This is a genomic window from Sphingomonas sp. M1A8_2b (assembly GCF_053345535.1).
The window spans coordinates 293,056-319,672 of the sequence record NZ_JBKFAH010000003.1 but is presented as its reverse complement, the minus strand read 5'-3'; the positions used below and the strand labels follow the sequence as shown (position 1 = coordinate 319,672).

The window sequence follows — 26,617 nt, the reverse complement described above, 5'->3', positions numbered from 1 at the left end:
GCAACACACTGACCGTCGAGGGCGGATATAGGCCGAACGCATTGCCGTTTGTACCCCCGTCGATGGCCTGCTAGGCGCTCCGCAGGCGTCTCCCGAGGGGAGCACGCGACGAACCGTGCCATTCACCAGCCCCGAGGAAACCCATGGTCCCCCGCTATTCCCGCCCCGACATGGTCGCGATCTGGACGCCCGAAGCGCGCTTCAAGATCTGGTTCGAGATCGAGGCGCACGCCACCGACGCGCTTGCCGAACTGGGCGTCGTGCCCAAGGAAGCCGCCGCCGCGATCTGGGCGAAGGGTGCGTTCGAGGTCGACCGGATCGACGAGATCGAACGCGAGACCAAGCACGACGTCATCGCCTTCCTGACCAACGTTGCCGAGCATGTCGGCCCCGAAGCCCGTTTCATGCACCAGGGCATGACCTCGTCGGACGTGCTCGACACGTGCCTGGCCGTGCAGCTGGCCAAGGCGAGCGACATCCTGATCGCCGATCTCGATGCGTTGCTGGTGGTGCTCGAACGCCGCGCGCGCGAGCACAAGATGACGCCGACGATCGGTCGTAGCCACGGCATCCACGCCGAACCCGTGACGTTCGGGCTGAAGCTCGCGCAGGCGCACGCCGAATTCGCGCGCAACCGGGCGCGGCTGGTGGCGGCGCGCGAGGACGTCGCAACCTGCGCGATCTCGGGCGCGGTGGGGACGTTCGCGAACATCGATCCGTTCGTCGAGGAGTATGTCGCGGGCAAGCTCGGCCTGTCGGTCGAGCCGGTCTCGACTCAGGTCATTCCTCGCGATCGCCATGCGATGTTCTTTGCGACGCTTGGCGTGATCGCCAGCTCGATCGAGCGGCTCGCGACCGAAATCCGCCATCTGCAGCGCACCGAAGTGCTCGAAGCGGAGGAGTTCTTCTCGCCCGGCCAGAAGGGCTCGTCGGCGATGCCGCACAAGCGCAATCCGGTGCTGACCGAGAACCTCACCGGCCTCGCGCGGATGGTACGCGGATATGTCACGCCGGCGCTGGAGAACGTCGCACTGTGGCATGAGCGCGACATCTCGCACTCGTCGGTCGAGCGGTACATCGGCCCCGATGCGACGATCACGCTCGACTTCGCGCTCGCGCGGCTGACCGGCGTGATGGACAAGCTGGTCGTGTACCCCGAGCGGATGTTGAAGAACCTCAACAAGATGGGCGGGCTCGTGCATTCGCAGCGCGTGCTGCTGGCGTTGACGCAGGCGGGGGTGAGCCGTGAGGACGCGTATCGGCTGGTGCAGCGCAATGCGATGAAGGTGTGGGACTCGGACGGCGCGTTGTCGCTGCTCGAGCTGCTGAAGGCGGATCCTGAAGTGACGCTTTCGGATGCAGAACTGGAGGACAAGTTCGACCTCGGCTATCACCTGAAGCACGTCGACACGATTTTCGCCCGGGTGTTCGGCGCGGCATAAACGCCGCCGCTCTCCCCTCAATTCCCCGTCACCCCGGACCTGTTCCGGGGTCCACCGTCCCGCAAACTCCAAGCCCTCCAGTTTGCGGAACCGTGGATGCCGGAACAAGTCCGGCATGACGGAGTGGTGGAGGATGCGTACCCTGCCGACCCTGCGCGCCCGGACCATCCAAAATGCACGCAACGCAATTACGATTACACGTTACAAAATTGCGCCAGCGCGCAACTATAGCCATATCGCCCTTGCCGGATATGTTTCCGGCATCGGAGACCTACCCATGCGCATGTTCGAAACCGTGACCAGCACCATGCTGGCGATCGCGGCTCAAGCGCTGGTGGTCGGGGTGGTCATCACCGCCCTCTGATCCATCGGCCCGCCCGCCCCCTTCCGAGGGGGCGCGGCTAGGGCCCGAGTTTTCGCGCGGCGCAATCCGGCCGCGTAAGTCGTTGACCTAGAACCAAATCGATCTCCCGACGTTCAACGCGCCTGACCAAGGAGATCGTATCATGTCGAAACCCATCCTGATCGCCGCTGCCTTCGCCCTAACCGCGATGGCAAACGCGCCTGCGTTTGCCGACCAACCCGGCCGCGGCTGGATCAGCAGTGCGCGGGTGACGACGATGCTCGCCAAGCGCGGCTACAAGGTCACCAAGATCGAAGCCGACGACGGCCACTGGGAAGGCGAAGCCGCGCGGCGTGGCGCGAAGTACGAATTCCACGTCGATCCGCACACCGGCAGTGTCACGAAGCTGGAGCGCGATCGCGACTGACCTATCGATCCTCCCCCGCAAGGGGGAGGTGTCGCCGAAGGTGACGGAGGGGGAGGATACGGAACAGAGGGTTGCGCTCACCGCCCCCTCCGTCTGGCAAGCGCCAGCCACCTCCCCCTTGCGGGGGAAGATGACACCAAGTTCAATTTGCCAGATCGACGGCGGCTACCGCGTCCGCGGATACCGTGCGGCGAATTCTTCATCGGACATCATCAGATACCGGATCATGTCGATGAGCGCCCAGGGTGCGCTGATCACGAGGCCGACCACGGTGATGCTGAGCACCAGCATGATGATTCCCGAGCCCGTCCGGCCAAGATAGAAGCGGTGGATGCCGAGCGTGCCGATCACGAACGCCATGACAGCGGCAACGTATTTGTTGCGATCGTTGGCCGGAACAACCGCAGCCGGCGGCACGGCACGCCGCGGGCTGGGCGCTGTCGGCATCGGAAAGACGCTAAGCGCCCGGTCGTTGGCGGCTTCGAAATCGACTTCGATACCGATCGCAGGTTCGCCGCGATGCGCCCAGTCCTCCGGCGCGAACCGATAGCGTTGTCCGTCCTGCCCGGCGACGATGCCTTCGCCCGTGCGGGGATCGACGCCTAAAACCTGTCCGCGCATGTCATTCCTCGATGTTCGCTTTTCATTCTGGCGGATGCCGCGGATCAGGCAAGCGCGAACTTACGCGTTTCATCCGGCATAAGCCCGACGGACAATCGCAAGCCGGAGTTTGTTGCCGTCATGTCGTGACAGTCGGCCATAGTATTGCTCGACCCGGGACAACTCCCAACGCCGCGTCACCCCAGCGTAGGCTGGGCTATCTCTATTGATTTGCGGTGCGACACAAACAGGGAGATCCCAGCTTTCGCTGGGATGACGAGGAGCGCGGGATAACGGCGCGAGGCATGCGGTTCGGTAACGTACGGGCCGACATAACACCGGCCCGTTGTCGTATCACTCGCCTGCAAACACGCCCTTCAGCTTGGCGAAGAAGCCCTGGCTCGCCGGGCATTCGTCGCCCGTTTCCGTTTCGCGGAACATCTCGAGCAGTTCCTTCTGGCGGTTGCTGAGGCGTGTCGGTGTCTCCACGTCGATCTGGACGACGAGGTCGCCGAAGCCGCGGCCTTGCAGGACGGGCATGCCGGCACCGCGTTGGCGGAGTTGCTTGCCCGACTGGATGCCGGCGGGGATCTTCACCTCGTGCGTGCGGCCGTCGAGGCCGGGGATCGACAGCGATCCGCCGAGCGACGCGACCGTGAAGCTGATCGGTGCGCGCGCGAACAACGTAGTACCCTCGCGCTCGAACAGATTGTGCTTCGTCACGTGGAGGAAGATGTACAGGTCTCCCGGGGGGGCACCGCGCGCGCCCGCCTCGCCTTCGCCGGACATGCGGATGCGCGTGCCTTCGTCGACGCCGGGCGGCACGTTGATCGACAGCGTCTTGGTCTTGTCCACGCGGCCCTCGCCGCGGCAATCCGGGCACGGGTCAGCGATGACTTCGCCGGCACCGTTGCAGACCGGGCAGGCGCGCTCGACCACGAAGAAGCCCTGCTGCGCGCGAACTTTCCCATGACCGCCGCAATGCTGGCATGTCTTCGCCCGCGTACCGGGCTTGGCGCCAGATCCGTCGCAGGTGTCGCACAGCGCAGAGACGTCGATCGTGATCTCGGTCGTCTTGCCGTGGAACGCTTCCTCCAGGCTGACTTCCATGTCGTAGCGCAGATCGGCGCCGCGCCGTGCCCCAGACCGTCCACCGCCGCGCTGCGCGCCGCCCATGAACTCGCCGAAGACGCTCTCGAAAATGTCGCTGAAGCCGCCAAAGTCCTGCGCGCCGCCACCGTGACCGCCACCGCCACCGTTCTGGAACGCGGCGTGGCCGAAGCGATCATAGGCAGCGCGCTTCTGCGGGTCCTTGAGGCAGTCATACGCCTCGCTGACCGCCTTGAACTGCGCCTCGGAGTCCTTGCAGCCGGCGTTCTTGTCGGGATGATACTTCATCGCGAGCTTGCGGTAGGCCGACTTGATCGTCCCCGCATCCGCGGTCCGCTCGCATTCGAGCAGTTCGTAATAATCTGTCTGGGTACTCATACCGGCCCTCTTAAGCCCTCTCCCCTCCGGGGAGAGGGTTTGGGTGAGGGGCAGTTCCGGGCGGCAACGCTCGTGGCTACCCCTCACCCCGGCCCTCTCCCCAGAGGGAGAGGGAGTTTCGGTTACGCCTTCGGGTTGTCGTCGACTTCCGAGAACTCGGCGTCGACGACGTCGTCGTCCTTCTTCGCCGCGTCGCCATCAGCCGACGGCGATGCGTCCGCCTGGGCCTGCTTCTCGTAGATCGCCTGGCCGAGCTTCATCGCGACCTGGGCGAGCGCAGTGCTCTTCTCGGTCATCGCGTCCGCATCGCCGCTCTCGACCGCCGCCTTGGTCGCGTCGATCGCAGCCTGGATCTCGGTCTTCAGCGATTCGTCGACCTTGTCGCCATTGTCGGCAAGCTGACGCTCGGTGGTGTGGACCAGCGACTCGGCGTTGTTCTTCGCCTCGGCGCCCGCACGACGCTTCTTATCCTCCTCGGCGAAGGTCTCTGCGTCGCGGACCATCTGCTCGATGTCGTTGTCCGAAAGACCGCCCGACGCCTGGATGCGGATCTGCTGCTCCTTGCCGGTGCCCTTGTCCTTGGCCGAGACGCTGACGAGGCCGTTGGCATCGATGTCGAACGTGACCTCGATCTGCGGCACGCCGCGCGGTGCGGGCGGGATGCCGACGAGATCGAAATTGCCGAGCATCTTGTTGTCGGCCGCCATCTCGCGCTCGCCCTGAAACACGCGGATCGTGACCGCGCCCTGGTTGTCGTCCGCGGTCGAATAGGTCTGCGACTTCTTGGTCGGGATCGTCGTGTTGCGATCGATCATGCGGGTGAACACGCCACCCAGCGTCTCGATGCCGAGCGACAGCGGCGTCACGTCGAGCAGCAGCACGTCCTTGACGTCGCCCTGCAGCACGCCGGCCTGGATCGCGGCGCCCATCGCGACGACCTCGTCCGGGTTGACGCCGGTATGCGGCTCCTTGCCGAAGAACTGCTTCACGACTTCACGGACACGCGGCATGCGGGTCATGCCGCCGACCAGCACGACTTCCGAGATGTCCTCCGCCTTCAGCCCGGCATCGGCGAGCGCCTTCTTGCACGGATCGAGCGTGCGCTTGACGAGGTCCTCGACCATCCGCTCCAGGTCGGCGCGGGTGATCGACTTCACCAGATGCTTCGGGCCGTTCTGGTCCGCGGTGATGAAGGGCAGGTTGACCTCGGTCGACTGCGCCGAGCTGAGCTCGATCTTCGCCTTCTCGGCGGCTTCCTTCAGACGCTGGAGCGCCAGCTTGTCCTTGGCGAGGTCGATGCCCTCAGCCTTCTTGAACTCGTCGGCGAGATACTGGACGATCTTGTTGTCGAAATCCTCACCACCCAGGAACGTGTCGCCGTTGGTGGCCTTCACCTCGAACACGCCGTCGCCGATCTCGAGCACCGAGATGTCGAACGTGCCGCCGCCGAGATCGTAGACCGCGATCGTCTTGCCGTCCTGCTTGTCGAGGCCATAGGCCAACGCCGCCGCGGTCGGCTCGTTGATGATGCGCAGCACTTCGAGACCGGCGATCTGGCCGGCGTCCTTGGTTGCCTGGCGCTGCGCGTCGTTGAAGTACGCGGGAACGGTGATGACCGCCTGCGTGACCGTCTCGCCGAGATACGACTCGGCGGTTTCCTTCATCTTCTGCAGCGTGAACGCCGAGATCTGCGATGGCGAGTAGTCCTTGCCACCGGCCGAGACCCAGGCGTCGCCGTTCGGCCCGCGCGAGATCTTGTACGGGACCAGCTCGGTGTCCTTCTTGGTGATCGGATCGTCGAAGCGACGGCCGATCAGGCGCTTCACCGCGAAGATGGTGTTGTCGCCGTTCGTCACTGCCTGGCGCTTGGCCGGCTGGCCGACCAGTCGCTCGCCATCCTTGGCGAACGCGACGATCGACGGCGTGGTGCGCGCGCCCTCGGAATTCTCGATGACCTTGGGCTTGCCGCCTTCCATGACGGAAACGCAGCTGTTGGTCGTGCCGAGATCGATACCGATTACTTTAGCCATGAGTACTAACTAGCCCCTCACATACGATAAAAACGAAACCGGTTCCGCCCCGTTACGGCAGCGGAACCTTTCTGATGATGGGCGCGATATAGGTGGCCTCGCGCTTGCCGCAAGATTGTACCGGTCATAGGATGCGCAAGTGGTCGGGCCCGGAGAAAAGTAACCTATGCGTATCGTTTTCGGACTGGGTGTTGCCGCGATGGCACTGGTGTCGTGCTCGCAGCCCAAGGAGCTGTCGGTCGACGGGGCTTGGGTACGGCTTGGCGCGGTGACGGGGCGACCGGCGGCGGCGTACTTCACGGTGCATGGCGGCCCGACGCCCGCGACGCTGATTTCGGTCACCACCGACGTCGCGATCAAGGCCGAGATGCACGAGACGGTGGCGAAGAGCGGCGTGACCGCGATGACGCCGCTCGAGCGCGTCGAGATTCCGGCGAAGACGGATGTGGCGTTCGCACCGGGCGGACGGCACGTGATGCTGTTCGACATGAATCCAGGGATCAAGCCCGCCGATCGCGTGATGCTGACCTTCGCGTTTGCGGACGGGACGCGGATTTTGAACAACGCGAACGTGGTCGCGGCGGGGACTCCTGCGGGCAAGTGAAGCGCGGGCTGACCGAGGGGGAGACGGCGCTGGCCGCGTCGGTGTTCGGAAGCGCGATCGACTATTCCCAGGTCAGCCTGGCGCGGCGCAAATGGGCGTTCTTCCAGCCGCGCGACACGGTGATGGCACCGCGCGGCTGCATCCACTTCCACCCGAAGGGCGACCTGTGGTGCGACGATTTCGCGCACGCCAACCTGACGTTGCAGGGGCTGTTCGTCCACGAGATGACTCACATCTGGCAGCACCAGCGCGGCGTGTTCCTGCCGTTGGCGCGGCATCCCTGGTGCCGGTACGATTATGCGTTCCGGCCTGGGGTGGCGCTGCACCGCTACGGCATCGAGCAGCAGGGCGAGATCGTGCGGCACGCGTTCCTGCTGCGCGCCGGGGCGAAGGTGGCAGGCGCACCGCCGCTCGAGCAATACGAGACGGTGCTGCCGTTTACGCCGTTAGCGTCGGTCTAACGTCCAACACCCCGGACCCGACCCCAGTCCGCTCCCCTACCGTCATCCCAGCGAAAGCTGGGATCTCCCGGTGATAGCGCGCGCCCTTGCCGCTTGAGATCCCAGCGTTCGCTGGGATGACGGACTGGTCCGATGACCGCCTATTATATCCAACTACGACCATCCGCTCCGCCACACCCATAAGGCGGCAACTGCCCCGGGAACCGCGCCTGCATCTTGTGGCAACCCCACGCCCGCATCGGCCCCGGCGCATAGCCGTTCAGCGCGATGCCGACCTCGTCATACGGGCTCGAGCCACGCGCAACGTACATGTACCAACGCCCGCCGAACATCACCGCAGCAGCGATGAGCACGACGCACACGACCTGGACGATTTTCTGCATTGAAGACCCCTTTTGTAAAGAAGGGCGCCCCGTTGCAGACAACATGGATCAATTTCAACCACCGATCTGGTGGATCACGATCCATCCGATCGGCAGATATCCGCCAATTACAGCGCGTCGAAATCGATAGGTCGTGTCCGATCAAGCGCTTGCGGTGCTTCGGGCATCGGATATTTCAGTCCGGTCGCGCAGTTGAAAAGTACGACCTTGTCGTCCTCGTCGACCAGCCCGGTGTTCAGAGCCTGATGATACGCCGCGAGCGTCGCGCCGCCTTCGGGGCACAGCAGCAAGCCGTCCTGCTTCGCCGCGGCATCGACCGCTTTGAGAATCGCAGGATCGCCAACTGCCAGCGCCTGTCCGCCCGACTCTCGCACCGCGCGGAGGATCAGGAAGTCGCCGACCGCTTTCGGCACACGGATGCCGGCAGCGACGGTGCTGGCGTCTTCCCAGCGCTCGGCATGCTCCTCGCCTGCCTCGAACGCGCGCACGATCGGCGCGCAGCCGCTCGCCTGCACCGCGAACATTTTCGGTCGCTCGGAGCCGATCCAGCCGAGCTTCTCGAGTTCGTCGAACGCCTTCCACATCCCGATCAGGCCAGTGCCGCCGCCAGTCGGGTAGAAGATCGCATCCGGCAGTTTCCAGCCGAACTGCGCGGCGAGTTCGAGCCCCATCGTCTTCTTGCCCTCGATTCTGTAGGGCTCCTTCAATGTCGAGAAATCGAACCAGCGCCCTTCCGCGGCGCCCTTGCCGACGATCGCGCCGCAATCGTCGATCAAGCCGTTGACCCGCCAGACGCGCGCGCCCTGCATCGCGATCTCGCGCACGTTGATCTCGGGGGTGTCGTCCGGACAGAACACGATCGTCTCGATCCCGCACCGCGTGGCGTAGGCCGCCAGCGCCGCGCCCGCATTGCCGTTGGTCGGCATCGCGATCTTCTTGACGCCGAGCTCCTTCGCCATCGCGACGGCCATGACGAGGCCACGCGCCTTGAAGCTGCCGGTCGGGAGGCGGCCTTCGTCCTTGACCAGCACGTTGGGACCGCCCGACTTGGTCAGCGGCACCAGCGGCGTCTCGATCTCGCCAAGGCTGACGATGTTGGACGTGTGGCGGACCGGCAGCAGCTCACGCCACCGCCACAGGTCGGTCGGCCGCGCCTCGATCGTGTCCCGCGAAACCGCGGACCGCACCGCGCCGAGGTCGTAGCGCACGAGCAACGGTCGTCCGGCGCGCGACAGCCCATGAAGCTGGTCCGCCTCGTACCGCTCGCCGGTGATCGAGCATTCGAGATGCGTGACGAAGGTCTGGCGATCGGCGGTGAGGTTCTGGTTCATTTTTTATCCTGACGAAGCCCAAAACCTCCGTCACCCCGGACCTGTTCCGGGGTCCACCGCTCCGCAAACCAAGCGGCCGTAAATGCGCGGCGCGGTGGATGCCGGAACGAGCCCGGCATGACGGAGCGGTTAGAAGATTTTGAAGAAGATACCGGTCAGCACGACAACCACCGCCAGCCAGATAGAAAACTGCTTCCACGTATCCGGTATAGCGACACCCAGTCCCTCGATCAGCACTCCGACCAGATCGTGCACGCCGCTCTCCCTATACGTTACCCAGCCTTGGCGACGCCGACCATCGCGGGGCGCAGCAGGCGGTCCTTGATCATGTAGCCCACCTGCATCTCCTGGACGATCGTGCCCGGCGGCTGGTCGCTCGGGATTTCCATCATCGCCTGGTGCTTGTTCGGGTCGAGCATCTGGCCCTCCGCGGCGATCTTGGTGATGCCGTGGCGCTGGAACACGCTCTCCAGCTCGCGACCGGTGGCTTCGAGCCCGGTGACGAGCCCCTTCATCTTCTCATCCGAGCGCAGGTCCGCCGGAATTGCCGCCAGCCCCCGCGAGAGATTGTCAGCAACCGACAGCACGTCGCGCGCGAACGCCGTCGCGGCATAGGCGCGCGCGTCCTGCGCTTCCTTCTCGGCGCGGCGGCGGACGTTCTGGATTTCGGCCTGCGCATACAGGACGTTCTGCTTGGCCTCGGCGAGCTGGTTCTCGAGCTCGGCGACGCGGTCGTTCACGGCCACCTCAGGCGCGTCTTCGGCGGTTTCTTCGCGCAGGTCTGCAGGCGTGTTCTGGTCGGTCTCGGACATGGTTTTCCCTATAAATTGGGCCGGCTCAACCCATCAACCGGGCGAGCGTTGCGGCCGTGAAATCCACCATGGGCACGACGCGCGCATAGTTCAACCGCGTCGGCCCGATCACGCCGACCACGCCGACCACCCGACCGTCCAACCCGCGGAACGGTCGGGCGATCACCGAAGACCCTGACAAGGCGAACAATTTGGTCTCCGCACCGATGAAAATCCTTGTCGAATCCCCGGCGCGCGCACTGTCCAAAAGCGATGCGACTTCCTGCTTTCCCTCGAGATCGTCGAGCAGGTCGCGGACCCGGTCGAGATCGGCGGCGGCGGCGGCATCGATCAGCCGCCCCTGCCCGCGCACGATCAGCACCGGGCGGCGATCGGCATCCTCGCTCCACACCGCGATGCCGCGCTCGACCAGCGTTCGCGCCGCACCGTCCAGCGCCGCCTGCCCGTCCGCCAGCTCGCGCTCGATCCGGGTCCGTGCCTCGGCCAGGGTCAGCCCGCCGAGCGTCGCCGACATGTAATTGCCTGCCTCGACCAGCGCGGACGGCGACATGCCCTTCGGCAGCGCGATCACGCGGTTCTCGACCGAGCCATCCTCACTGACCAGCACCGCCAGCGCCTGTTCGGGCGACAGCGCGACGAACGCGATCTGGCGCAGTTTCAGCTCGCGTTTCGGCACCATCACCAGCCCGGCGCAGGCCGACAGCCCGGAGAGCGCGAGCGTGGTCGCGGCGAGCGCCTCCTCGACCGGGCCACCGACGCCGGCACGCGCCTCGATCGTCTGGCGCTCCTCGATCGAGGGCTCCATCGCCTGCATCATGCCGTCGACGAACAGCCGCAAGCCCCGGTCGGTCGGCATCCGGCCGGCGCTGGTATGCGGGCTTGCGAGCAGGCCGAGCCCCTCCAGTTCACCCATCACGCCGCGAATCGAGGCCGGGGAGAGGCTGAGGCCGGTCAGTTGCGCGATCGTCTTCGACCCGACCGGCGTACCGCTGGCGAGATAGCTGTCGACGACGGCGCGAAAAATGTCGCGCGCGCGATCGGTCAGTTCGGTGACGGGGGGCGTGGCCATCGCTTTGATCTAGGCTGGCGAGCGACCAAACGAAAGGCTAGGCAACGGCAAAACCCGTTCCCTCGCGAACGCGGGGGTCCAGGAATCACAGGCGTCGCCCTGTGTGACCCTGGGCTCCCGCTTTCGCGGGAGAACCAGAAAAGGAAATACATCATGCGCCCATCCGGCCGCGCCCCAGACCAGATGCGTGCGATCACGATCGAGCCGCGCTTCACCAAGCATGCCGAGGGCTCCGTCCTGATCGGCTTCGGCGACACCAAGGTGCTCGTCACCGCCAGCGTCGAGGAGAAGGTGCCGCCGTTCATGCGCGGCAAGGGCGAAGGCTGGGTGACCGCCGAATACGGCATGCTCCCGCGCGCCACCAATACGCGCAACAACCGCGAGGCGGCCAAGGGCAAGCAATCGGGCCGCACGCAGGAAATTCAGCGGCTGATCGGGCGGTCGCTCCGCGCGGTCGTCGACCTGAAGCTGCTCGGCGAGCGCCAGATCGTGATCGACTGCGACGTGATCCAAGCCGACGGCGGCACGCGCACCGCGTCGATCTCGGGCGGCTGGGTCGCGCTTCGGCTCGCGATCGACGGCCTGCTGGCGAGCGGCAAGCTGACCGCCGACCCGCTGACGCAGAAGGTGGCCGCGATCAGCTGCGGCATCTATCAGGGCAATCCGGTGCTCGACCTCGACTATATCGAGGATTCGGGCGCGGATGCGGATGCGAACTTCGTGTTGCTCGAAAACGGCAACATCGCCGAAGCACAGGCGACCGCCGAGGGCGCGACCTATGACGAGGAGGCGCTGCTCCGCCTGCTACGTCTCGCACGGATCGGTTGCACCGACATCTTCGCGGCACAGGCGAAAGCGGTCGCCAAGTGAGCGGCGAAGGGAAGGAGCCGCAGGCGATCCGCAAGCTCGCCCCCGGCAAGCTGGTGATCGCCAGTCACAACAAGGGCAAGGTTCGCGAGATCGCGGCGTTGCTCGAAGGACGTGGGCTGGAAGTCGTCTCGGCCGCCGAACTCGACCTGCCCGAGCCGATCGAGACGGGCACGACCTTCTTCGCGAATGCCGAACTGAAGGCGCGCTCGGCGGCCGACCTATCGGGTTATCCCGCGCTCGCGGACGATAGCGGGCTGTGCGTCGATGCGCTGGGCGGCGATCCGGGTGTCTACACGGCCGACTGGGCCGAAACGCCGAACGGTCGCGACTGGATGATGGCGATGCAGAAGGTCGAGGACGCTGTCGTCGCCAAGGGGCCGGACGCGACGCGCGGCGCGCATTTCGTGAGCGTGCTCGCGCTGGCATGGCCGGATGGTCATGTCGAATGGTTCGAGGGGCGTGCCGAGGGGACGCTCGTCTGGCCGCCGCGCGGCAATGTCGGGTTCGGGTACGACCCCGTGTTCGTACCGCTCGGCTACGACCAGACCTACGCCGAACTCCCGCACGAGACGAAGAACGCGATCAGCCATCGCAACGCGGCATTCAAACTGCTCGAAGCCGCGGTGTTCTGATCTGCTGTGAGGGCGGCGCATCGATCCTCCCCCGCCAGGGGGAGGTGGCTGGCCCTTGCCAGACGGAGGGGGAGGAAAGGGCAACCGCCGTTCCGTGTCCTCCCCCTCCGTCACCTACGGTGCCCCCCCCTGACGGGGGAGGATTACAAATGTCGACCGACTCAAACGGCGATCAGCTGCTTCTTGGGCCAGTTCACGACCGGCAGCGCCTCGAACGCCGGTTTCGCCAGCAGATACCCCTGGATATATCGCACGCCCAGCGCCCGCAGAGCGTCGTACTCGCCCTCGGTCTCGACCCCCTCGGCAATCACCGTGATCCCCAGCGCGGTACACATCCGCAACATCCCCTCGACGATCATCCGCCGCGGCAGGCTCGTGTCGATGTCGCGGATCAGCTCCATGTCGAGCTTGATGATATCCGGCTGGAAACGCGCGAGCAGGTTCAACCCGGCGTGCCCCGCGCCGAAATCGTCGAGCGCGGTGCCGAAGCCCATCTTCTGATACGTCGCGATGATGTTCGCGACATGCGCCGGATCGAGCATCTCCTCGTTCTCGGTGAACTCGAAGATCAGCCGGTCGGTCGGCATCCCCACCGCACCCGCGGTCTTCAGCGTCAACTGGATGCACGCCGCGGGCGAATACACCGCATTCGGCAGGAAATTGATCGACAGCCGCGCGGGCGTATCGAGCAGCCCGGCCTTCACCGACGCCTCGATCGCACGCACCCGGCATTGCTGGTCGAACGCGTACAGGTTCTCCTTGTCGACTCGAGCCAGCACGCTCGCCGCCGACTGCCCCTCGGGACCCCGCACCAACGCCTCGTACGCGAAGACGGTCTCCGTCTCGACATCGACGATCGGCTGGAACGCCATCGAGAAGGCGAACGACAGGCCGGCGCCGTCACGACATCCGGCACAGCCGCGCTGGCGGCCCGACTCAATCTGAGTTGGTAAATTCATTAAAGCAGGTTAGCCGAAAACCGTTTAACAAAGTACGACGAAATCGATTGGTAATCCTGCCTGGTTTGATGCCGATCAATACGCTTTTTCGCCTATGACATTGCCCGGCGGTGCGTAGCGGCACACCAGATAATCATCGGTCTTGCTGCTTGCCATCGCACAGCCGACTGCGGTCGAACCGCGCCACACGATCTGCGTATAATGCGCGACATCCTCGAAATTGCCGGTCCGGCTGAAGCCGGGGGTCGGCTGATTGATGAAATCGCGCTTCTCGGCAACCCAGTGCCCCATCATTTCCGAATACGCATACGCATAGCGCGTGCCGGTCCACAGATTCTCGCCCTCGCGCGTCATGTCCTGCGGTTGCGGCGCGTGCGCGAACTTGCCGGTGCGCGCCATCTGCTCGGCATAGGCCCCCGCTGTCGCCGCCAACGCATCGCTCCACGTCAGCGGTGCCACGCCCACCGCCGCCCGCGCGGCGTTGTGGCCGTCGATCATCGCCGCCTTGAGCAGCGCCGCGCCGCGCGGGGCGGGCGTCATGGTCGGGCGAGGCTCGACGACGCGTTCCGGACCCTGGGCGCAGCCTGCCACCGCCAGCGCCACGGCAAGTACCCAACTGATCCGTGCCGTCATTACGCTTCCTTCGGCCGCCCCGTGCGACCATATGCGCGAGATAATGCCCGTCTTCGAAACACCAAGCCCCGCCCCTTCTCACGCGGGCGATCTGGCGCTCTACGTCCATTGGCCGTTCTGCGTGTCGAAATGCCCGTATTGCGACTTCAACAGCCATGTCCGCGACGAAGTTGACCAGGCCGCCTGGCGTGCAGCGCTGCTGACCGACCTCGCGCATGAGGCAAGCGTTCTCCCCGGGCGCAAGCTCCAGTCGATCTTCTTCGGCGGCGGCACGCCCTCGCTGATGCCCCCCGCGACCGTTGCAGCGGTGCTCGATGCGGCGGAGAAGGCGTGGGGGTTTGCGGAAGGAATCGAGATCACGCTGGAAGCGAATCCATCGTCGGTCGAGGCAGCGCGGTTCGCCGACCTGGCAAGTGCCGGCGTCAACCGGGTTTCGCTCGGACTGCAATCGCTCGATGATCAGGCGCTGAAGTTCCTCGGCCGCGCGCATGATGTGAACGAGGGGCAGGCCGCGCTCGCCACCGCGCAGAGCGTCTTCCCCCGCGTCAGTTTCGATCTGATCTACGCGCTCCCCGGCCAACGTCTTGCCGCGTGGCGCGCCGAACTCACCCGTGCGCTGAGCTTCGGCACCGAACATCTGTCGCTGTACCAGCTCACGATCGAGCCCGGCACGCGCTTCGCGACCGAGGCACTGGCGGGAAGGATCGTCATTCCCGATGGCGACTCGGCAGCCGACCTGTTCGAGGCCACGCGCGCCGACACCGCCGCCGCCGGGTTGCCCGCCTACGAGACGTCCAACCACGCGCGGCCGGGGTCGGAGAGCCGCCACAACCTCGCCTATTGGCGCTATCAGGATTACGCGGGCATCGGCCCCGGCGCGCATGGACGCCGCGGCGGGCTGGCGACGGTGCGACGCAAGAAGCCCGAGAACTGGCTCGCCGCCGTCGATCGCAACGGCCATGGCATGGAAGTCGAGGATCCGCTGACCCCGTCGACACGCGCGACCGAGGCGTTGCTGATGGGGTTGCGGCTGGCGGAAGGCGTCGATCTCGACCGCATCACCGCGCTCAACGCCGGCGTAGTGCCGGTCGATCTGGCGGCAGTGGCGCGGCTCGAAGACCTCGGCCTGATCGCCCACACGCCGGGTCGATTGCGAGTCACCGAAGCCGGCGCCCTACTCCTCGACGCGATCCTGCCCGAGATCGTGACGGCGTAAAGATTGTTCTCCCGCGACGGCGGGAGAACAAAACCTACTTCCCGAACCCTGTCGGTGCCGCCGAGACCACCGTGGTCGCCCCGTTGCGAATTTCCTTCACCTCCAGCGCGCGCTCGGCAACGTTGTCCTTGCCGAAGCGGAACGCGCCATCGATGCCGGCAAAGCCGTCGCTATCGCGCAGGCGATTGACCGGGAACGGCGTACCCGGCTTCCAGTCGCGCGCGATGCGGACCGTCAGCAGCACCGAATCATAGCCGAGGCTCGACAGCCGGTACGGCCCGGCGCCGAACCGCGCGCGGTATTTGGCGGCGTACTGGCGATACAACGTGTCCGACACGCTCGCATACCACGCGCCGTTGAGCGCGGGCTTGGCGGCGATCCCCGCATCCGAATTCCACAGCTCGGTGCCGAGAATCCGCGTCGACGCGCCGCCACCGCGCTTGACCAGCGCCGCTGCCGAAGCCGCATTGCTCCCGCTGTCGGCGATCAGTACCGCATCATACGGCGCCTTGGCCGCAAGCCGCGTGACCGCCGCGGAAACCCCACCGGGACCCCGCGCGTAGGTCTGGAGCGAAACGACCTGGCCGCCTGCGCTTTCGACTGCCCGCAGGAATGCCGTCGAGGCGCGCTCGCCGTACAGGCCGTTGGGGACCAGCCCGGCGAAGTTGGTGACGCCGCGCTCCTTGGCGAAATCGACCACGCGCGCGACCGACTGGGTCGGCACATAGCCCATCAGGTACGCGCCGTTGCCCGCGACGCCGAGATCGTTGGAGAAGCTCAGCACCGGCACGCCCGCCGCCTTGGCGATCGGCGCGACCGCACGGACGTCGTCGGCGAGCAGCGGCCCGAGGATCAGCTGCGCACCTTCGGCGATCGCGCGCTGGGCGGCGGCGGGGGCACCGGTCGCAGTGTCGTAGTTGGTGATCCGGACGCGCTGGTTCTGCGTGTCGAGCAGCGCGAGCATCGTCGCGTTGGCGATAGACGTGCCGACGCCCGCGTTGCTGCCCGACAGCGGCACGAGCAGCGCGACGCGATTGCGCTCGGCATCGCGCGGAATACCGGTCTCGACGCCTATATCCGGGCGATCCGCCGGGCGCGAGCTCGGGCGCTGCTGCGACGGCTCGACCGGACCGCGCGGTACGATCGTCTGGCACGCGCCGAGTAGGCACGCCATTGCAAGCGTCGCCCATCGCCCAAATTTGCGTATCGGTTGCGATATCGTCGCCGCGTCTGCCATGACCATCCCCATGAACCCTATTCTCGATCCCGGCCTCTACATCGTCGCGACCCCGATCGGCAATCTCGGCGATCTTTCGCCGCGCGCCGCCGACATCCTCGCCCGCGCCGACGTGATCGCGGTCGAGGACAGCCGCGTGACGGCCGGGCTGCTCCGCCATATCGGCACCAAGACGCCGATGGTGCCGTATCACGATCACAGCGCGGAGGGCGTCCGGCCGGCATTGATCGCGCGGATGGCGACGCAGGCAGTGGCGCTGGTGTCGGACGCCGGCACGCCATTGATCTCCGACCCCGGCTTCAAGCTGGTCCGCGACGCCCGCGCGGCGGGGCATCTGGTCGTGACGATCCCCGGCCCGTGCGCCGCCGTCGCCGCGCTGACGCTGGCGGGGTTGCCGACCGACCGGTTCCTGTTCGTCGGCTTCCTGCCGTCGAAGATGCACGCACGCGCCGAAGCGATCGCCGAGATCGCGACGATCCGCGCGACTCTGGTGATGTACGAATCGGGGCCACGGCTCGGCGCGTGTCTCGCCGCGCTGCGCGAGGGGCTAGGCGACCGCGAGGCGGCGGTGACGCGCGAGATCAGCAAGAAGTTCGAGGAGGCAGTGACGGGCACGCTCTCGACGCTCGCCGCACGCTACGCCGATGCGCCGCCGCGCGGGGAGATCGTGATCGTCGTAGCGCCCCCGGGCGAGGCTGCGCCGGCGAGTGCGGAGGATGGGGATGCAGCGCTGGCGGAAGCGCTCACCCGTCTTTCCACCGGGCAGGCCGCAAGCGAGGTGGCGAAGAAACTCGGGCTCGACCGCAAGACGCTCTACGCGCGGGCGCTGGAGTTGAAGCCGAAGAGCTGAGCCCCCCCCGGCTTGCGGGAGGGCGCACTGCTCGTTCTCCCCTCCCGCTTGCGGGAGGGGTCGGGGGAGGGCATGCCACGAACGTGTCGCGCCTCCCCTCCCCTAGCCCCTCCCGCAAGCGAAAGGGGAACACGCTCGATCGGCAGGTCGCCGAGGCGGCCGGCCGTCGCGGCGAGCGGCTCGCCGGCTGGTGGCTGCGGCTGAAAGGCTGGAGCATCCTCGACCGCCGCGTCCGCACCCCCGCCGGCGAGGTCGATATCGTCGCTCGCAAAGGCAATCTCGTCGCGTTCGTCGAGGTCAAATCGCGCGCCACCGCTGCCGAACTCGACTTCGCGATCGACGAGCGCCGCCTCGCCCGCGTCGCTGCCGCCGCGGAATATCTCATGCCGAAATACGCCGGGCCGGGCGACGACATCCGCGTCGACGTCATCCTGCTCGCCCCCGGCACCCGCCCTCGGCATATCGAAAATGCGTGGGTCGGGTAGCGACCTACAACTTTCCGTCATCCTGACGAAAGTCAGGATCCAGGGTAATTAGGGGCACCCCTTCATGGCTCTGGGTCCTGACTTTCATCAGGATGACGGAGTTGATTGAAGCGACGCCGCCCGGTGACTTCACGCCGGCCCGCGCCTACATGCGCTCGATCGCATAGAAGGAAGACGTATGAGCCTCACCGTCGCCGTCCAGATGGACCCGCTCGACAGCATCAACATCGGCGGCGATTCGACGTTCGCGCTGATGCTCTCGGCGCAGGCGCGGGGCCACATGCTGTACCAGTACGCCGCAGACGACCTGAACTACCGCGACGGTCATGTCTGGGTGAAGGCGTATCCGGTCACCGTCCAGTGGGTCGTCGGCGACCATTACGCGGCGGGCGAGCCGGTAAGCCTCGACCTCGGCGAGCAGGCCGACGTCGTCCTCATGCGCCAGGATCCCCCGTTCGATCTCGGCTACATCACCGCGACGCATCTGCTCGAGCGGATCGCCGACAAGACGCTAGTCGTCAACGATCCTGCGCAGGTGCGGAATGCGCCCGAAAAGGTGTTCGTGCTCGATTACCCGCAGTTCATGCCGCCGACGCTCGTCACGCGCTCGCTCGACGAGGCGCGGAAATTCCTCGCCGAGCACGGCGCGATCGTCATCAAGCCGCTCCACGGCAATGGCGGCAAGGCGATCTTCAAGGTCGAGTCGGACGGCGCCAATCTGTCGGCGCTGATGGAGGTCTTCAACATGACGTGGCGCGAGCCGCACATGGTCCAGGCGTTCCTCCCCGACGTGGCCAAGGGTGACAAGCGCATCGTGCTGGTCGACGGCGAGGTCGCCGGCGCGATCAACCGGCTGCCCGGCGAAGGCGAGATCCGCTCGAACCTCGCGGTCGGCGGCTCGGCGGAGAAGACCGAACTGACCGACAAGGAACGCGAGATCTGCGCGGTGCTCGGGCCGGAACTCAAGAAGCGCGGGCTGTTGTTCGTCGGCATCGACGTGATCGGCGGCGAATGGCTGACGGAGATCAACGTGACCTCCCCGACCGGCATCGTCGCGATCGAGAAGTTCGACGGCACCGATGTCGCGGGCATGATCTGGGACGCGATCGAGGCGAAGGTAGCGGCGCGGTAATTTCGGCGCGAACTGCAGCTGATACGGCCAACCGTCAGAAGACCACCACCCCGGCGGAGGCCGGGGCCCAGTTGGCAAGGTTGCAGTAACGGAGCGTTGCCCTTCGTTATCGACGTTTCCCAGCTGGGCCCCGGCCTCCGCCGGGGTGGTGACATCGTTAGGTCGGGGCTGTCCCGCTCATAACGGTACCTCGCGGAACCCATCCGGCGTCCCGGCAGTATCTGATACCCATGACCGCCTTCATCCTCGATCTCATCGCCTGGGGCGGCTATTTCGGCATTTTCCTGCTGATGGCGCTCGAGAATATCGTGCCGCCTGTGCCGTCCGAGGTCATCATGGGGCTCGGCGGCATGGCGGTGGCGCGCGGCGACATGAGCGTGGTGCCGCTGATCGCCTGGGGCACCGCGGGCTCGGTAGTCGGCAACTATTTCTGGTATTTCATCGGCCGCAACATCGGCTACCAGCGCTTGCGTCCGTTCGTCGAACGTAACGGTCGCTGGCTGACGCTGGAATGGTCCGACGTTGAGAAAGTCCACCGGTTCTTCGTCAAGCGCGGCGGCTGGGTGGTGTTCGTGTTCCGCTTCATGCCGACCTTCCGCACGATCATCTCGCTCCCCGCCGGCATGACCTACATGCCGATCTGGAAGTTCGTGATCTGGACCGCGGCGGGCAGCGCGATCTGGAATACCGTGCTGACCTATGCCGGCATCCTGCTCGGCTCGCATTTCGCCGAACTCGACCGCTATGTCGGCCCGGTCGCAGTGGCGACGTTCGTCGTCATCATCGTCGGCTATGGCTGGCGTGTGCTGACCTGGAAACCAAAGGGCTGACGGCGCTCCCCCCCCCTTCAGCCGTGGGGATGCGCGTTGCGGTACACGTCCATCAGATGCGCGGCATCGACCTGCGTATATATCTGCGTCGAGCTGAGGCTGGCATGTCCGAGCAGTTCCTGGAGCGCCCGCAGATCCGCCCCCCGCCCCAGCAGATGCGTCGCGAAGCTGTGCCGCAGCGCATGCGGCGTCGTCCGCTCGCCAAGCCCGAGCCGCGCCCGCGCCGCCTGCACCGATCGGCGGATCATGACCGGCGACAGCGGGCCACCCTTCGCCCCTCGAAACAGCGGCTCGCCGGGCGCGATCGACCACGGCGTCTGCGCGACATATGCCTCGATCGCCGCGCGCACCTTGGGCAGCAGCGGCACCATCCGCGTCTTGGCCCGCTTGCCGGTGACGACGAGCGTCTCACCGAGCGGCAGGATCGCCCCCGGCAAGGTCAGCGCTTCGCCAATCCGCAACCCGGCACCGTATAACAGCATGAGCACCGCCCAATCCCGCGCGCCGATCCAGGGCTCGGCCGCATCCTCGGCGACATCCTCGGCCAGGGCGACGGCCTCGACCGGCGAGATCGGTCGCGGCAGGCCCTTCTTCACGCGCGGCCCGCGGACCCGCGGCTGCTCCGCTCCGTCGTTGGCCCAGGCCAGGAACCCGCGCACCGCCGACAATTCACGCGCCGCCGAGGCATTCCCGAGTCCTGAATCGCGCCGATACGCCAGGTACGCGCGCAGATCGGCAGCCGTCACGCGCGCCAACGTCGTACGCTCGACCCGCTCGCCCCAATGCCCGATCAGGAACGCGGTCAGCCGTTCCGCCGAGGCCTGGTACGCACGCACCGTATGCACCGACCGCCGCCGATCGCGCGTCAGATGGTCCGCCCACAGCACCGACGGCGGAAGATCTTCGGACGCACCCATTGATGGACAGTAACGCGTTCGCAGCGCAAAGAAAATTAACATCCTCTCGCTATCGAAGTGCAATGTCGCCAGTCCAGCCCGTTACAGACATATTTGCGGACGAGACGCAGCGGGTCGCGGCGCTGCACGCGCTGGCGTTGCTCGACACCGAACCCGAGCGCGAATTCGACGCACTGGTCGCGTTGGCCGCGGAAATGCTCGGCTGCGGGATCGCGATGCTGACGTTCGTCGACAGCGATCGGCTGTGGATCAAGGCCGCCGCCGGTTGCGACCGTGGCGAGATCCGTCGCGAGATCGGCATGTGCAATTACACGATTCGCGAGGGCAACCCGCTGGTCATCGACGACCTGACGCTCGACCGCCGGTTCGACGAGAACCCGCTGGTGGTGTCCTCGGTCGGCGCCCGTTTCTATGCCGGTACACCGGTCTACGTGATCGACGACTCCGGCAATCGCCAGGCGGTCGCATCGTTGTGCGTGATCGACACCGCGCCGCGCACGCTGAACGACGCGGGCCGACGCGCGCTCGAGCGTCTCGCGACACTGGCCGAGACGCTGATCGCGGCGCGACGCGCGGCCAGTACGGCGATCGCGATCGCGACGATGGCCGATCGACAGACCGCCGAACTGGCGCGCCAGGATCGCATCTTCCGGCAGGCGGAACGGATGGCGGCGATCGGATCGTGGCGCGTGTCGCTCGACGACGATCATCTCGAATGGTCCGATGGCGTCTATCACATCTACGGCCTGCCGCCCGGCGAGATGCCGGACATGGTGTTCGCGATGGAACTGTATCCGGCGCATGCCCGCGAGACCGTGATCGCCGCGTTGGCGCAGACCACCGAAACCGGCGTTCCGTTCGATATCGAAGTCGATTTCAAGACGATGCTGGGCGAGCCGCGCCGTGTCCGCGTGCTGGGCGAGCGCGAGATGCTCGGCGACAGACCGATCGCCCTGGTTGGGGTATTCCAGGACGTGACCGAGCGCCATGCTCTAGAACTGACACTGCGTCGTTCGGCCGACACCGATTCGCTTACCGGCATCGCCAATCGTGCGGCGTTCGACCGGATGCTCGACGCGGCGATGACCCGCTCGCATGCGAACGGCACCCCGCTTCTGCTCGCGCTCGTGGATTTGGACGGGTTCAAGGCAATCAACGATACGCTCGGCCATACCGCGGGCGACGACGTGCTGCGCGCGGTCGGCGGGATCCTGCAGGCCCCGTGGCTGAAACAGAGCTTTGCCGCTCGGCTCGGCGGCGACGAATTCGGATTGCTGATCGAACATCCCGGCCTGGCTGCGACGCCGAGCCTTGTCGCCGCGCGGCTGGAGGAGTCGCTCCGCTTCCCGATCGCGCTCAACGGCTTGGCGATGGTAAGCGCCGGGACGGTCGGGATCACCGCGCTGGAGGCGGATTGCCATTCGATTCGCGACTTCATGCACCGCGCCGATACGATTCTCTACCAAGCCAAGCGCGCGCGCGTCGGCGAACGACGACGGACCGACCGGCGCTCCGCCGCCTGACGCCATCGGGCCGGCACCCGCTTAGGCGGTTCCCGTAGACTCGATCTGTCCCCATATACGGATACGATGTCGTCCCGCGCCCGTGTCCTGATCCTCAACGCCGCCCTCGGGCCGCTCGACTACCGCGTGCCGGCCGGCATGCGCGTTGAGCCGGGCTCGATCGTCGTCGCGCCACTCGGGCCAAGGCAGTTGCTCGGCGTGGTGTGGGAGCCAGAGCGGATGCCATCCGATGCGGAGGTCGGCGACAACCGGTTGCGCAATCTGCTCGCCGTCGCCGACGTACCGCCCTTGGGGGCACCGCTGCGGCGGCTGGTCGAGTGGACCGCAGATTATTACCTCGCGCCCGCCGCATCGGTGTTGCGGATGACGTTGGCGTCCACTTCGGCATTGGAAGGCGCGCGGACCGCTGTCGAATATCGAGCCACCGGAGTCGTGCCACCCCGCCTTACGCCGCAGCGCGAGCAGGCGCTGGAGCGGATCGGTGATCGACAAGGCCTGATCCGTGAGTTGGCGATGACGGCCGACGTCAGCGATGCGGTGATCCGCGGGCTGGTGAAGGTCGGTGCTATCGAGGCGGTCGAGGTGAGCCTGGACAGCCCCTACCTCGTTCCCGACCCCTCGTATCACGAGCCCACCTTGTCCGAGGACCAGAGGGCGGCGGCCGATGCGCTGGTCGCTGGCGTTGCCGAGCATGCGTTCCACCCGACGCTGCTCGACGGCGTGACGGGGTCGGGCAAGACCGAGGTATATTTCGAGGCGGTGGCGCAGGCGATCCGCGACGGGCGCCAGACCTTGGTTTTGCTGCCCGAGATCGCGCTGACCGAACCGTTCCTCAAGCGCTTCCACGACCGGTTCGGGTGCGAGCCGATCGCGTGGCATTCGGGTTTGCGCTCGACCCAGCGGCGTCGGGCTTGGCGGGCGATCGCAAGCGGTGAGGCACTGGTGACGGTGGGCGCGCGCTCGGCGCTGTTCCTGCCGTACCGCGACCTCGGGCTGATCGTCGTCGACGAGGCGCACGAGACCAGCTTCAAGCAGGAAGAGGGCGTGCATTATCACGCGCGCGACGTCGCCGTGATGCGCGGCAAGTTCGAGGGGTGCCCCGTGATCCTCGCCTCCGCGACGCCGGCGATCGAGACGCGACAACAGGTGGTGACCGGGCGCTATGCGGAACTGAAGCTGCCCGGCCGGTTCGGCGCGGCGGAGATGCCGACGATCGAGCCGATCGACCTGATCAAGGAACCGCCCGAGCGTGGCCGCTGGCTCGCGCCGCGGCTTGTGAAGGCTATGCAGGAGACGCTGGAACGGCGCGAGCAGTCGCTGCTCTTCCTCAACCGGCGGGGGTATGCGCCGCTGACGCTGTGCCGGACGTGCGGTCACCGGTTCCAGTGCCCGAACTGCACCGCGTGGATGGTCGAGCATCGCCTCACCCGGCGGCTCGCCTGCCATCATTGCGGGCACATCGAGCCGACACCGCGCGTGTGCCCGGAGTGCAAGGGCGAGGACACGCTCGTCGCCTGCGGACCCGGTGTCGAGCGGATCGCCGACGAGGTGACCGCGCTGTTCCCGGAGGCAAAGACGGCCGTGGTGACCTCGGACACGATCTGGTCGCCCGCCAAGGCGGCCGAGTTCGTCGGGCGGATGGAAGCGGGCGACATCGACATCGTCGTCGGCACGCAGCTGGTGACGAAGGGCTATCACTTCCCGAACCTGACTCTGGTCGGCGTGGTCGATGCGGATCTCGGGCTCGACGGCGGCGACCTCCGCGCGGCGGAGCGGACGTTCCAGCAGATCCGGCAGGTATCGGGCCGCGCCGGGCGTGGCGAGAAACCGGGCCACGTGTTCATCCAGACGCATAGTCCGGGGGCGCAGGTGATGCAGGCGCTGATCACCGGAGATGCGGAAGCGTTCTATGCGGCGGAAACGGACGCACGGAAGGATGCGGGGGCGCCGCCGTTCGGGCGCTATGCGGCGATCGTGGTGTCGTCGGAGGACCAGTCTTGCGCGCACGATACGGCCAAGCTGGTGGGCCGCAGTGCGCCCGAGGTCGAGGGCATGCACGTGTATGGACCTGCGCCGGCGCCGTTGGCGATGCTGCGGGGGCGGCACCGGTATCGGCTGCTGGTCCATGCGCGGCGGGCGCTGGATGTGCAGGATGTCATCCGGGAATGGTTGGGGAAGCTGGACTGGCCATCGAAGGTTCGAGTGACGGTAGACGTCGACCCGTATAACTTCTTGTAGCGGCGGGGAGGCGCCGACACCGCACAGCGCCACCACCCCGGCGAAGGCCGGGGCCCAACTGGGGGACGCCGGTGATACGCGCCGCGCCTCGTTACTTCGACCTTCCCATTTGGGCCCCGGCCTTCGCCGGGGTGGTAGAAGCAGAGCAGCGGGCAGTAAGCTTGTTCACCCGCGAAGGCGGGTGCCCAGTCTGGGTCCCCGCCTTCGCGGGGAAACACCCTTAGTTCAGTTAGGGAGCTTACTCGCCCGCGTGTTCGGCGAGGATGGTCAGGCCCTTGGCGTTGACCTCGGCGAAGCCGCCTTTGATCGCGATGATCTCGGGGGTGCCGTTCTGCGTGCGGTATACCTGCACGCCGCCATCGCGGACCGTCGACATGAAGGGCGCGTGGCCTTCCAGCACGCCGAAATCGCCTTCGGTGCCGGGGACGACGACCATGTAGACCTCCTCCGAGCGGACGAGCTTTTCTGGCGTGACGAGTTCGAAATGCAGCATGTCTGGGACCTTCTCCCTCTCCCCTTCGGGGAGAGGGTCGGGGTGAGGGGCAGTACCGGGCGAAGGCGCTCGTGGCAGCCCCTCACCCCAACCCTCTCCCCGGAGGGGAGAGGGAGCAGTAGAAGTTACGCTTCCGCAGCCATCTTCTCGGCCTTGGCGACGGCTTCGTCGATGCCGCCGACCATGTAGAACGCGGCCTCTGGCAGGTGATCATACTCGCCTTCGACCACCGCCTTGAACGACCGGACCGTGTCCTCGAGCTGGACGAACTTGCCGCTGATGCCGGTGAAGACCTCGGCGACGTGGAACGGCTGGCTCAGGAACTTCTGGATTTTCCGCGCACGCTGGACGGTGAGCTTATCCTCTTCTGACAGCTCGTCCATGCCGAGAATCGCGATGATGTCCTGCAGCGACTTGTACTTCTGCAGCGTCGACTGAACGGCACGCGCGGTGTCGTAATGCTCCTGACCGACGACGCGTGGCTCGAGCAGACGGCTTGTCGAATCGAGCGGATCGACTGCCGGGTAGATGCCCAGCTCCGAGATCGCGCGATTGAGGTTGGTCGTCGCATCGAGATGCGCGAACGACGTCGCAGGCGCCGGATCGGTAAGATCGTCTGCGGGAACGTACACGGCCTGCACCGAGGTGATCGACCCCTTGTTGGTCGAGGTGATGCGCTCCTGCAGCGCGCCCATGTCGGTCGACAGCGTCGGCTGATAGCCCACTGCCGAAGGAATACGGCCGAGCAGAGCCGAAACCTCTGCGCCCGCCTGCGTGAAGCGGAAGATGTTGTCGACGAAGAACAGCACGTCCTGGCCTTCGACGTCGCGGAAATACTCGGCGATCGTCAGGCCCGACAGCGCGACGCGCGCGCGTGCGCCTGGCGGCTCGTTCATCTGGCCGAACACCAGCGCGACCTTCGAGCCCTCCGACTGCGGATTGCCGTCGGCATCCTTGGCGATGACGCCCGCGTCGAGGAACTCGTGGTACAGATCGTTACCCTCGCGGGTACGCTCGCCGACGCCCGCGAACACCGAGGTGCCGCCATGGCCCTTGGCGATGTTGTTGATCAGCTCCTGGATCAGCACGGTCTTGCCGACGCCGGCGCCGCCGAACAGGCCGATCTTGCCGCCCTTCGCATAGGGTGCGAGCAGATCGATGACCTTGATGCCGGTGACCAGGATCGCGCTCTCGGTCGACTGGTCGACGAACAAAGGTGCCGAAGCGTGGATCGGGGCGGTCGTCTCTGCGCCGACGGGGCCGCGCTCGTCGATCGGCTCGCCGATGACGTTGAGGATGCGGCCGAGCGTCTTCGGGCCGACCGGCACGCGGATCTGCGAGCCGGTGTCGGTGACGGTCTGGCCGCGGGTCAGACCCTCGGTGGCGTCCATCGCGATCGTGCGAACGGTGTTCTCGCCGAGATGCTGCGCGACTTCGAGGACGAGGCGATTGCCGTTATTGTCGGTTTCGAGCGCCGACAGAATGGCGGGCAAATTGTCGGGGAAATGCACGTCGACGACCGCACCGATGACCTGCGAGATGCGGCCGGTGTTGTTGGTGGCCTTGGGGGCGAGCGTGGTTCCGAGGGTCTCTGGGGCGGTTGCCATTGTCT

Annotated in this window: 28 protein-coding genes; 14 read left to right on the top strand and 14 right to left on the bottom strand. The window is 66.3% G+C overall.

Features of this window, described 5'->3' with window-relative positions; translation table 11 throughout:
- Positions 1-143 precede the first annotated feature (143 nt).
- The 3 genes from purB to ACLBWL_RS13850 all read left to right on the top strand — a co-directional run bounded on the left by purB (position 144) and on the right by ACLBWL_RS13850 (position 2,212).
- On the top strand, positions 144-1,442 hold the full coding sequence (gene purB / locus ACLBWL_RS13860; RefSeq protein WP_447793982.1) for an adenylosuccinate lyase: 1,299 nt from the start codon (positions 144-146) through the stop codon (positions 1,440-1,442).
- A gap of 133 nt (positions 1,443-1,575) precedes the next feature.
- Positions 1,576-1,806 carry a hypothetical protein gene (locus ACLBWL_RS13855; protein WP_447793981.1) on the top strand — a complete coding sequence of 77 codons (231 nt, stop codon included), beginning with the start codon at positions 1,576-1,578 and terminating at the stop codon, positions 1,804-1,806.
- A 142-nt stretch (positions 1,807-1,948) separates the two neighbouring features.
- Positions 1,949-2,212, top strand: a complete 264-nt coding sequence (locus ACLBWL_RS13850) for a PepSY domain-containing protein (RefSeq protein WP_447793979.1) — start codon at positions 1,949-1,951, stop codon at positions 2,210-2,212.
- A gap of 165 nt (positions 2,213-2,377) precedes the next feature.
- Here ACLBWL_RS13850 and ACLBWL_RS13845 read toward each other — a convergent pair whose 3' ends face one another.
- The 3 genes from ACLBWL_RS13845 to dnaK form a co-directional block, all read right to left on the bottom strand.
- Positions 2,378-2,833 carry a TM2 domain-containing protein gene (locus tag ACLBWL_RS13845; RefSeq protein WP_447793977.1) on the bottom strand — a complete coding sequence of 152 codons (456 nt, stop codon included), beginning with the start codon at positions 2,831-2,833 and terminating at the stop codon, positions 2,378-2,380.
- Between the two features lie 333 nt (positions 2,834-3,166).
- Complete coding sequence (dnaJ, locus tag ACLBWL_RS13840) at positions 3,167-4,300, bottom strand: molecular chaperone DnaJ (protein WP_447793975.1); 1,134 nt, start codon at positions 4,298-4,300, stop codon at positions 3,167-3,169.
- 122 nt (positions 4,301-4,422) lie between these two features.
- Positions 4,423-6,330, bottom strand: coding sequence for a molecular chaperone DnaK (dnaK, locus tag ACLBWL_RS13835; protein ID WP_447793973.1), 1,908 nt, complete (start codon positions 6,328-6,330; stop codon positions 4,423-4,425).
- 166 nt (positions 6,331-6,496) lie between these two features.
- On the opposite strand from dnaK, the gene ACLBWL_RS13830 reads away from it, so the two are divergent.
- Positions 6,497-6,934: a copper chaperone PCu(A)C gene (locus tag ACLBWL_RS13830; RefSeq protein ID WP_447793971.1), complete on the top strand. Its 438-nt coding sequence runs from the start codon at positions 6,497-6,499 to the stop codon at positions 6,932-6,934.
- Positions 6,931-7,395 (top strand): vgr related protein, encoded by a 465-nt coding sequence (locus ACLBWL_RS13825; protein ID WP_447793969.1) that lies wholly within the window; start codon positions 6,931-6,933, stop codon positions 7,393-7,395. Before ACLBWL_RS13830 ends, ACLBWL_RS13825 begins: the two co-directional genes overlap by 4 nt.
- 143 nt (positions 7,396-7,538) lie before the next feature.
- Here the strand turns inward: ACLBWL_RS13825 and ACLBWL_RS13820 are convergent, their stop codons facing one another.
- The 5 genes from ACLBWL_RS13820 to hrcA all read right to left on the bottom strand — a co-directional run bounded on the left by ACLBWL_RS13820 (position 7,539) and on the right by hrcA (position 10,990).
- Complete coding sequence (locus ACLBWL_RS13820) at positions 7,539-7,778, bottom strand: hypothetical protein (protein WP_447793967.1); 240 nt, start codon at positions 7,776-7,778, stop codon at positions 7,539-7,541.
- Positions 7,779-7,885: 107 nt separating this feature from the next.
- Positions 7,886-9,109: a threonine synthase gene (locus ACLBWL_RS13815; protein WP_447793966.1), complete on the bottom strand. Its 1,224-nt coding sequence runs from the start codon at positions 9,107-9,109 to the stop codon at positions 7,886-7,888.
- Between the two features lie 129 nt (positions 9,110-9,238).
- Positions 9,239-9,364: a hypothetical protein gene (locus ACLBWL_RS13810; protein WP_447793964.1), complete on the bottom strand. Its 126-nt coding sequence runs from the start codon at positions 9,362-9,364 to the stop codon at positions 9,239-9,241.
- A gap of 17 nt (positions 9,365-9,381) precedes the next feature.
- Positions 9,382-9,921, bottom strand: a complete 540-nt coding sequence (grpE, locus tag ACLBWL_RS13805; RefSeq protein WP_447793962.1) for a nucleotide exchange factor GrpE — start codon at positions 9,919-9,921, stop codon at positions 9,382-9,384.
- Positions 9,922-9,946: 25 nt separating this feature from the next.
- A complete protein-coding gene (gene hrcA, locus ACLBWL_RS13800; protein ID WP_447793960.1) occupies positions 9,947-10,990 on the bottom strand; it encodes a heat-inducible transcriptional repressor HrcA in 1,044 nt (347 codons plus the stop codon).
- A gap of 153 nt (positions 10,991-11,143) precedes the next feature.
- Here hrcA and rph point away from each other — a divergent pair, with 153 nt between their 5' ends.
- Both rph and rdgB read left to right on the top strand, forming a co-directional pair.
- Positions 11,144-11,860 carry a ribonuclease PH gene (rph, locus tag ACLBWL_RS13795; protein WP_056055360.1) on the top strand — a complete coding sequence of 239 codons (717 nt, stop codon included), beginning with the start codon at positions 11,144-11,146 and terminating at the stop codon, positions 11,858-11,860.
- Positions 11,857-12,492, top strand: coding sequence for an RdgB/HAM1 family non-canonical purine NTP pyrophosphatase (rdgB, locus tag ACLBWL_RS13790; protein WP_447793958.1), 636 nt, complete (start codon positions 11,857-11,859; stop codon positions 12,490-12,492). Before rph ends, rdgB begins: the two co-directional genes overlap by 4 nt.
- Before the next feature lie 161 nt (positions 12,493-12,653).
- On the opposite strand, the gene ACLBWL_RS13785 is transcribed toward rdgB, so the two are convergent.
- Positions 12,654-13,451: an EAL domain-containing protein gene (locus tag ACLBWL_RS13785; protein ID WP_447793956.1), complete on the bottom strand. Its 798-nt coding sequence runs from the start codon at positions 13,449-13,451 to the stop codon at positions 12,654-12,656.
- Between the two features lie 75 nt (positions 13,452-13,526).
- A complete protein-coding gene (locus ACLBWL_RS13780) occupies positions 13,527-14,084 on the bottom strand; it encodes a CAP domain-containing protein (RefSeq protein ID WP_447793954.1) in 558 nt (185 codons plus the stop codon).
- Between the two features lie 43 nt (positions 14,085-14,127).
- Between ACLBWL_RS13780 and hemW the strand changes: the two genes are divergently transcribed.
- Positions 14,128-15,300: a radical SAM family heme chaperone HemW gene (gene hemW, locus ACLBWL_RS13775; protein ID WP_447793952.1), complete on the top strand. Its 1,173-nt coding sequence runs from the start codon at positions 14,128-14,130 to the stop codon at positions 15,298-15,300.
- A 34-nt stretch (positions 15,301-15,334) separates the two neighbouring features.
- Here the strand turns inward: hemW and ACLBWL_RS13770 are convergent, their stop codons facing one another.
- Positions 15,335-16,537, bottom strand: coding sequence for a penicillin-binding protein activator (locus tag ACLBWL_RS13770; protein WP_447793950.1), 1,203 nt, complete (start codon positions 16,535-16,537; stop codon positions 15,335-15,337).
- A 10-nt stretch (positions 16,538-16,547) separates the two neighbouring features.
- Between ACLBWL_RS13770 and rsmI the strand changes: the two genes are divergently transcribed.
- The 4 genes from rsmI to ACLBWL_RS13750 all read left to right on the top strand — a co-directional run bounded on the left by rsmI (position 16,548) and on the right by ACLBWL_RS13750 (position 19,834).
- Positions 16,548-17,387 (top strand): 16S rRNA (cytidine(1402)-2'-O)-methyltransferase, encoded by an 840-nt coding sequence (gene rsmI / locus ACLBWL_RS13765; protein ID WP_447794408.1) that lies wholly within the window; start codon positions 16,548-16,550, stop codon positions 17,385-17,387.
- Positions 17,388-17,470: 83 nt separating this feature from the next.
- A complete protein-coding gene (locus ACLBWL_RS13760; protein ID WP_447793948.1) occupies positions 17,471-17,872 on the top strand; it encodes a YraN family protein in 402 nt (133 codons plus the stop codon).
- A 178-nt stretch (positions 17,873-18,050) separates the two neighbouring features.
- The gene (gshB, locus tag ACLBWL_RS13755; RefSeq protein WP_447793946.1) at positions 18,051-19,004 is read left to right on the top strand and encodes a glutathione synthase; all 954 of its coding nucleotides are present in this window, start codon (positions 18,051-18,053) and stop codon (positions 19,002-19,004) included.
- Between the two features lie 230 nt (positions 19,005-19,234).
- Positions 19,235-19,834 carry a DedA family protein gene (locus tag ACLBWL_RS13750; protein WP_447793944.1) on the top strand — a complete coding sequence of 200 codons (600 nt, stop codon included), beginning with the start codon at positions 19,235-19,237 and terminating at the stop codon, positions 19,832-19,834.
- A gap of 17 nt (positions 19,835-19,851) precedes the next feature.
- Here ACLBWL_RS13750 and ACLBWL_RS13745 read toward each other — a convergent pair whose 3' ends face one another.
- A complete protein-coding gene (locus tag ACLBWL_RS13745) occupies positions 19,852-20,751 on the bottom strand; it encodes a tyrosine recombinase XerC (protein WP_447793942.1) in 900 nt (299 codons plus the stop codon).
- Between the two features lie 62 nt (positions 20,752-20,813).
- Here ACLBWL_RS13745 and ACLBWL_RS13740 point away from each other — a divergent pair, with 62 nt between their 5' ends.
- Both ACLBWL_RS13740 and ACLBWL_RS13735 read left to right on the top strand, forming a co-directional pair.
- Positions 20,814-22,274, top strand: coding sequence for a diguanylate cyclase domain-containing protein (locus ACLBWL_RS13740; protein WP_447793940.1), 1,461 nt, complete (start codon positions 20,814-20,816; stop codon positions 22,272-22,274).
- A 66-nt stretch (positions 22,275-22,340) separates the two neighbouring features.
- Positions 22,341-24,512, top strand: coding sequence for a primosomal protein N' (locus tag ACLBWL_RS13735; protein WP_447793938.1), 2,172 nt, complete (start codon positions 22,341-22,343; stop codon positions 24,510-24,512).
- Between the two features lie 238 nt (positions 24,513-24,750).
- Here ACLBWL_RS13735 and ACLBWL_RS13730 read toward each other — a convergent pair whose 3' ends face one another.
- Positions 24,751-25,005: an ATP synthase F1 subunit epsilon gene (locus ACLBWL_RS13730; protein ID WP_447793936.1), complete on the bottom strand. Its 255-nt coding sequence runs from the start codon at positions 25,003-25,005 to the stop codon at positions 24,751-24,753.
- 125 nt (positions 25,006-25,130) lie between these two features.
- Positions 25,131-26,612: a F0F1 ATP synthase subunit beta gene (gene atpD / locus ACLBWL_RS13725; RefSeq protein ID WP_056065176.1), complete on the bottom strand. Its 1,482-nt coding sequence runs from the start codon at positions 26,610-26,612 to the stop codon at positions 25,131-25,133.
- Between the last annotated feature and the right edge of the window lie 5 nt (positions 26,613-26,617).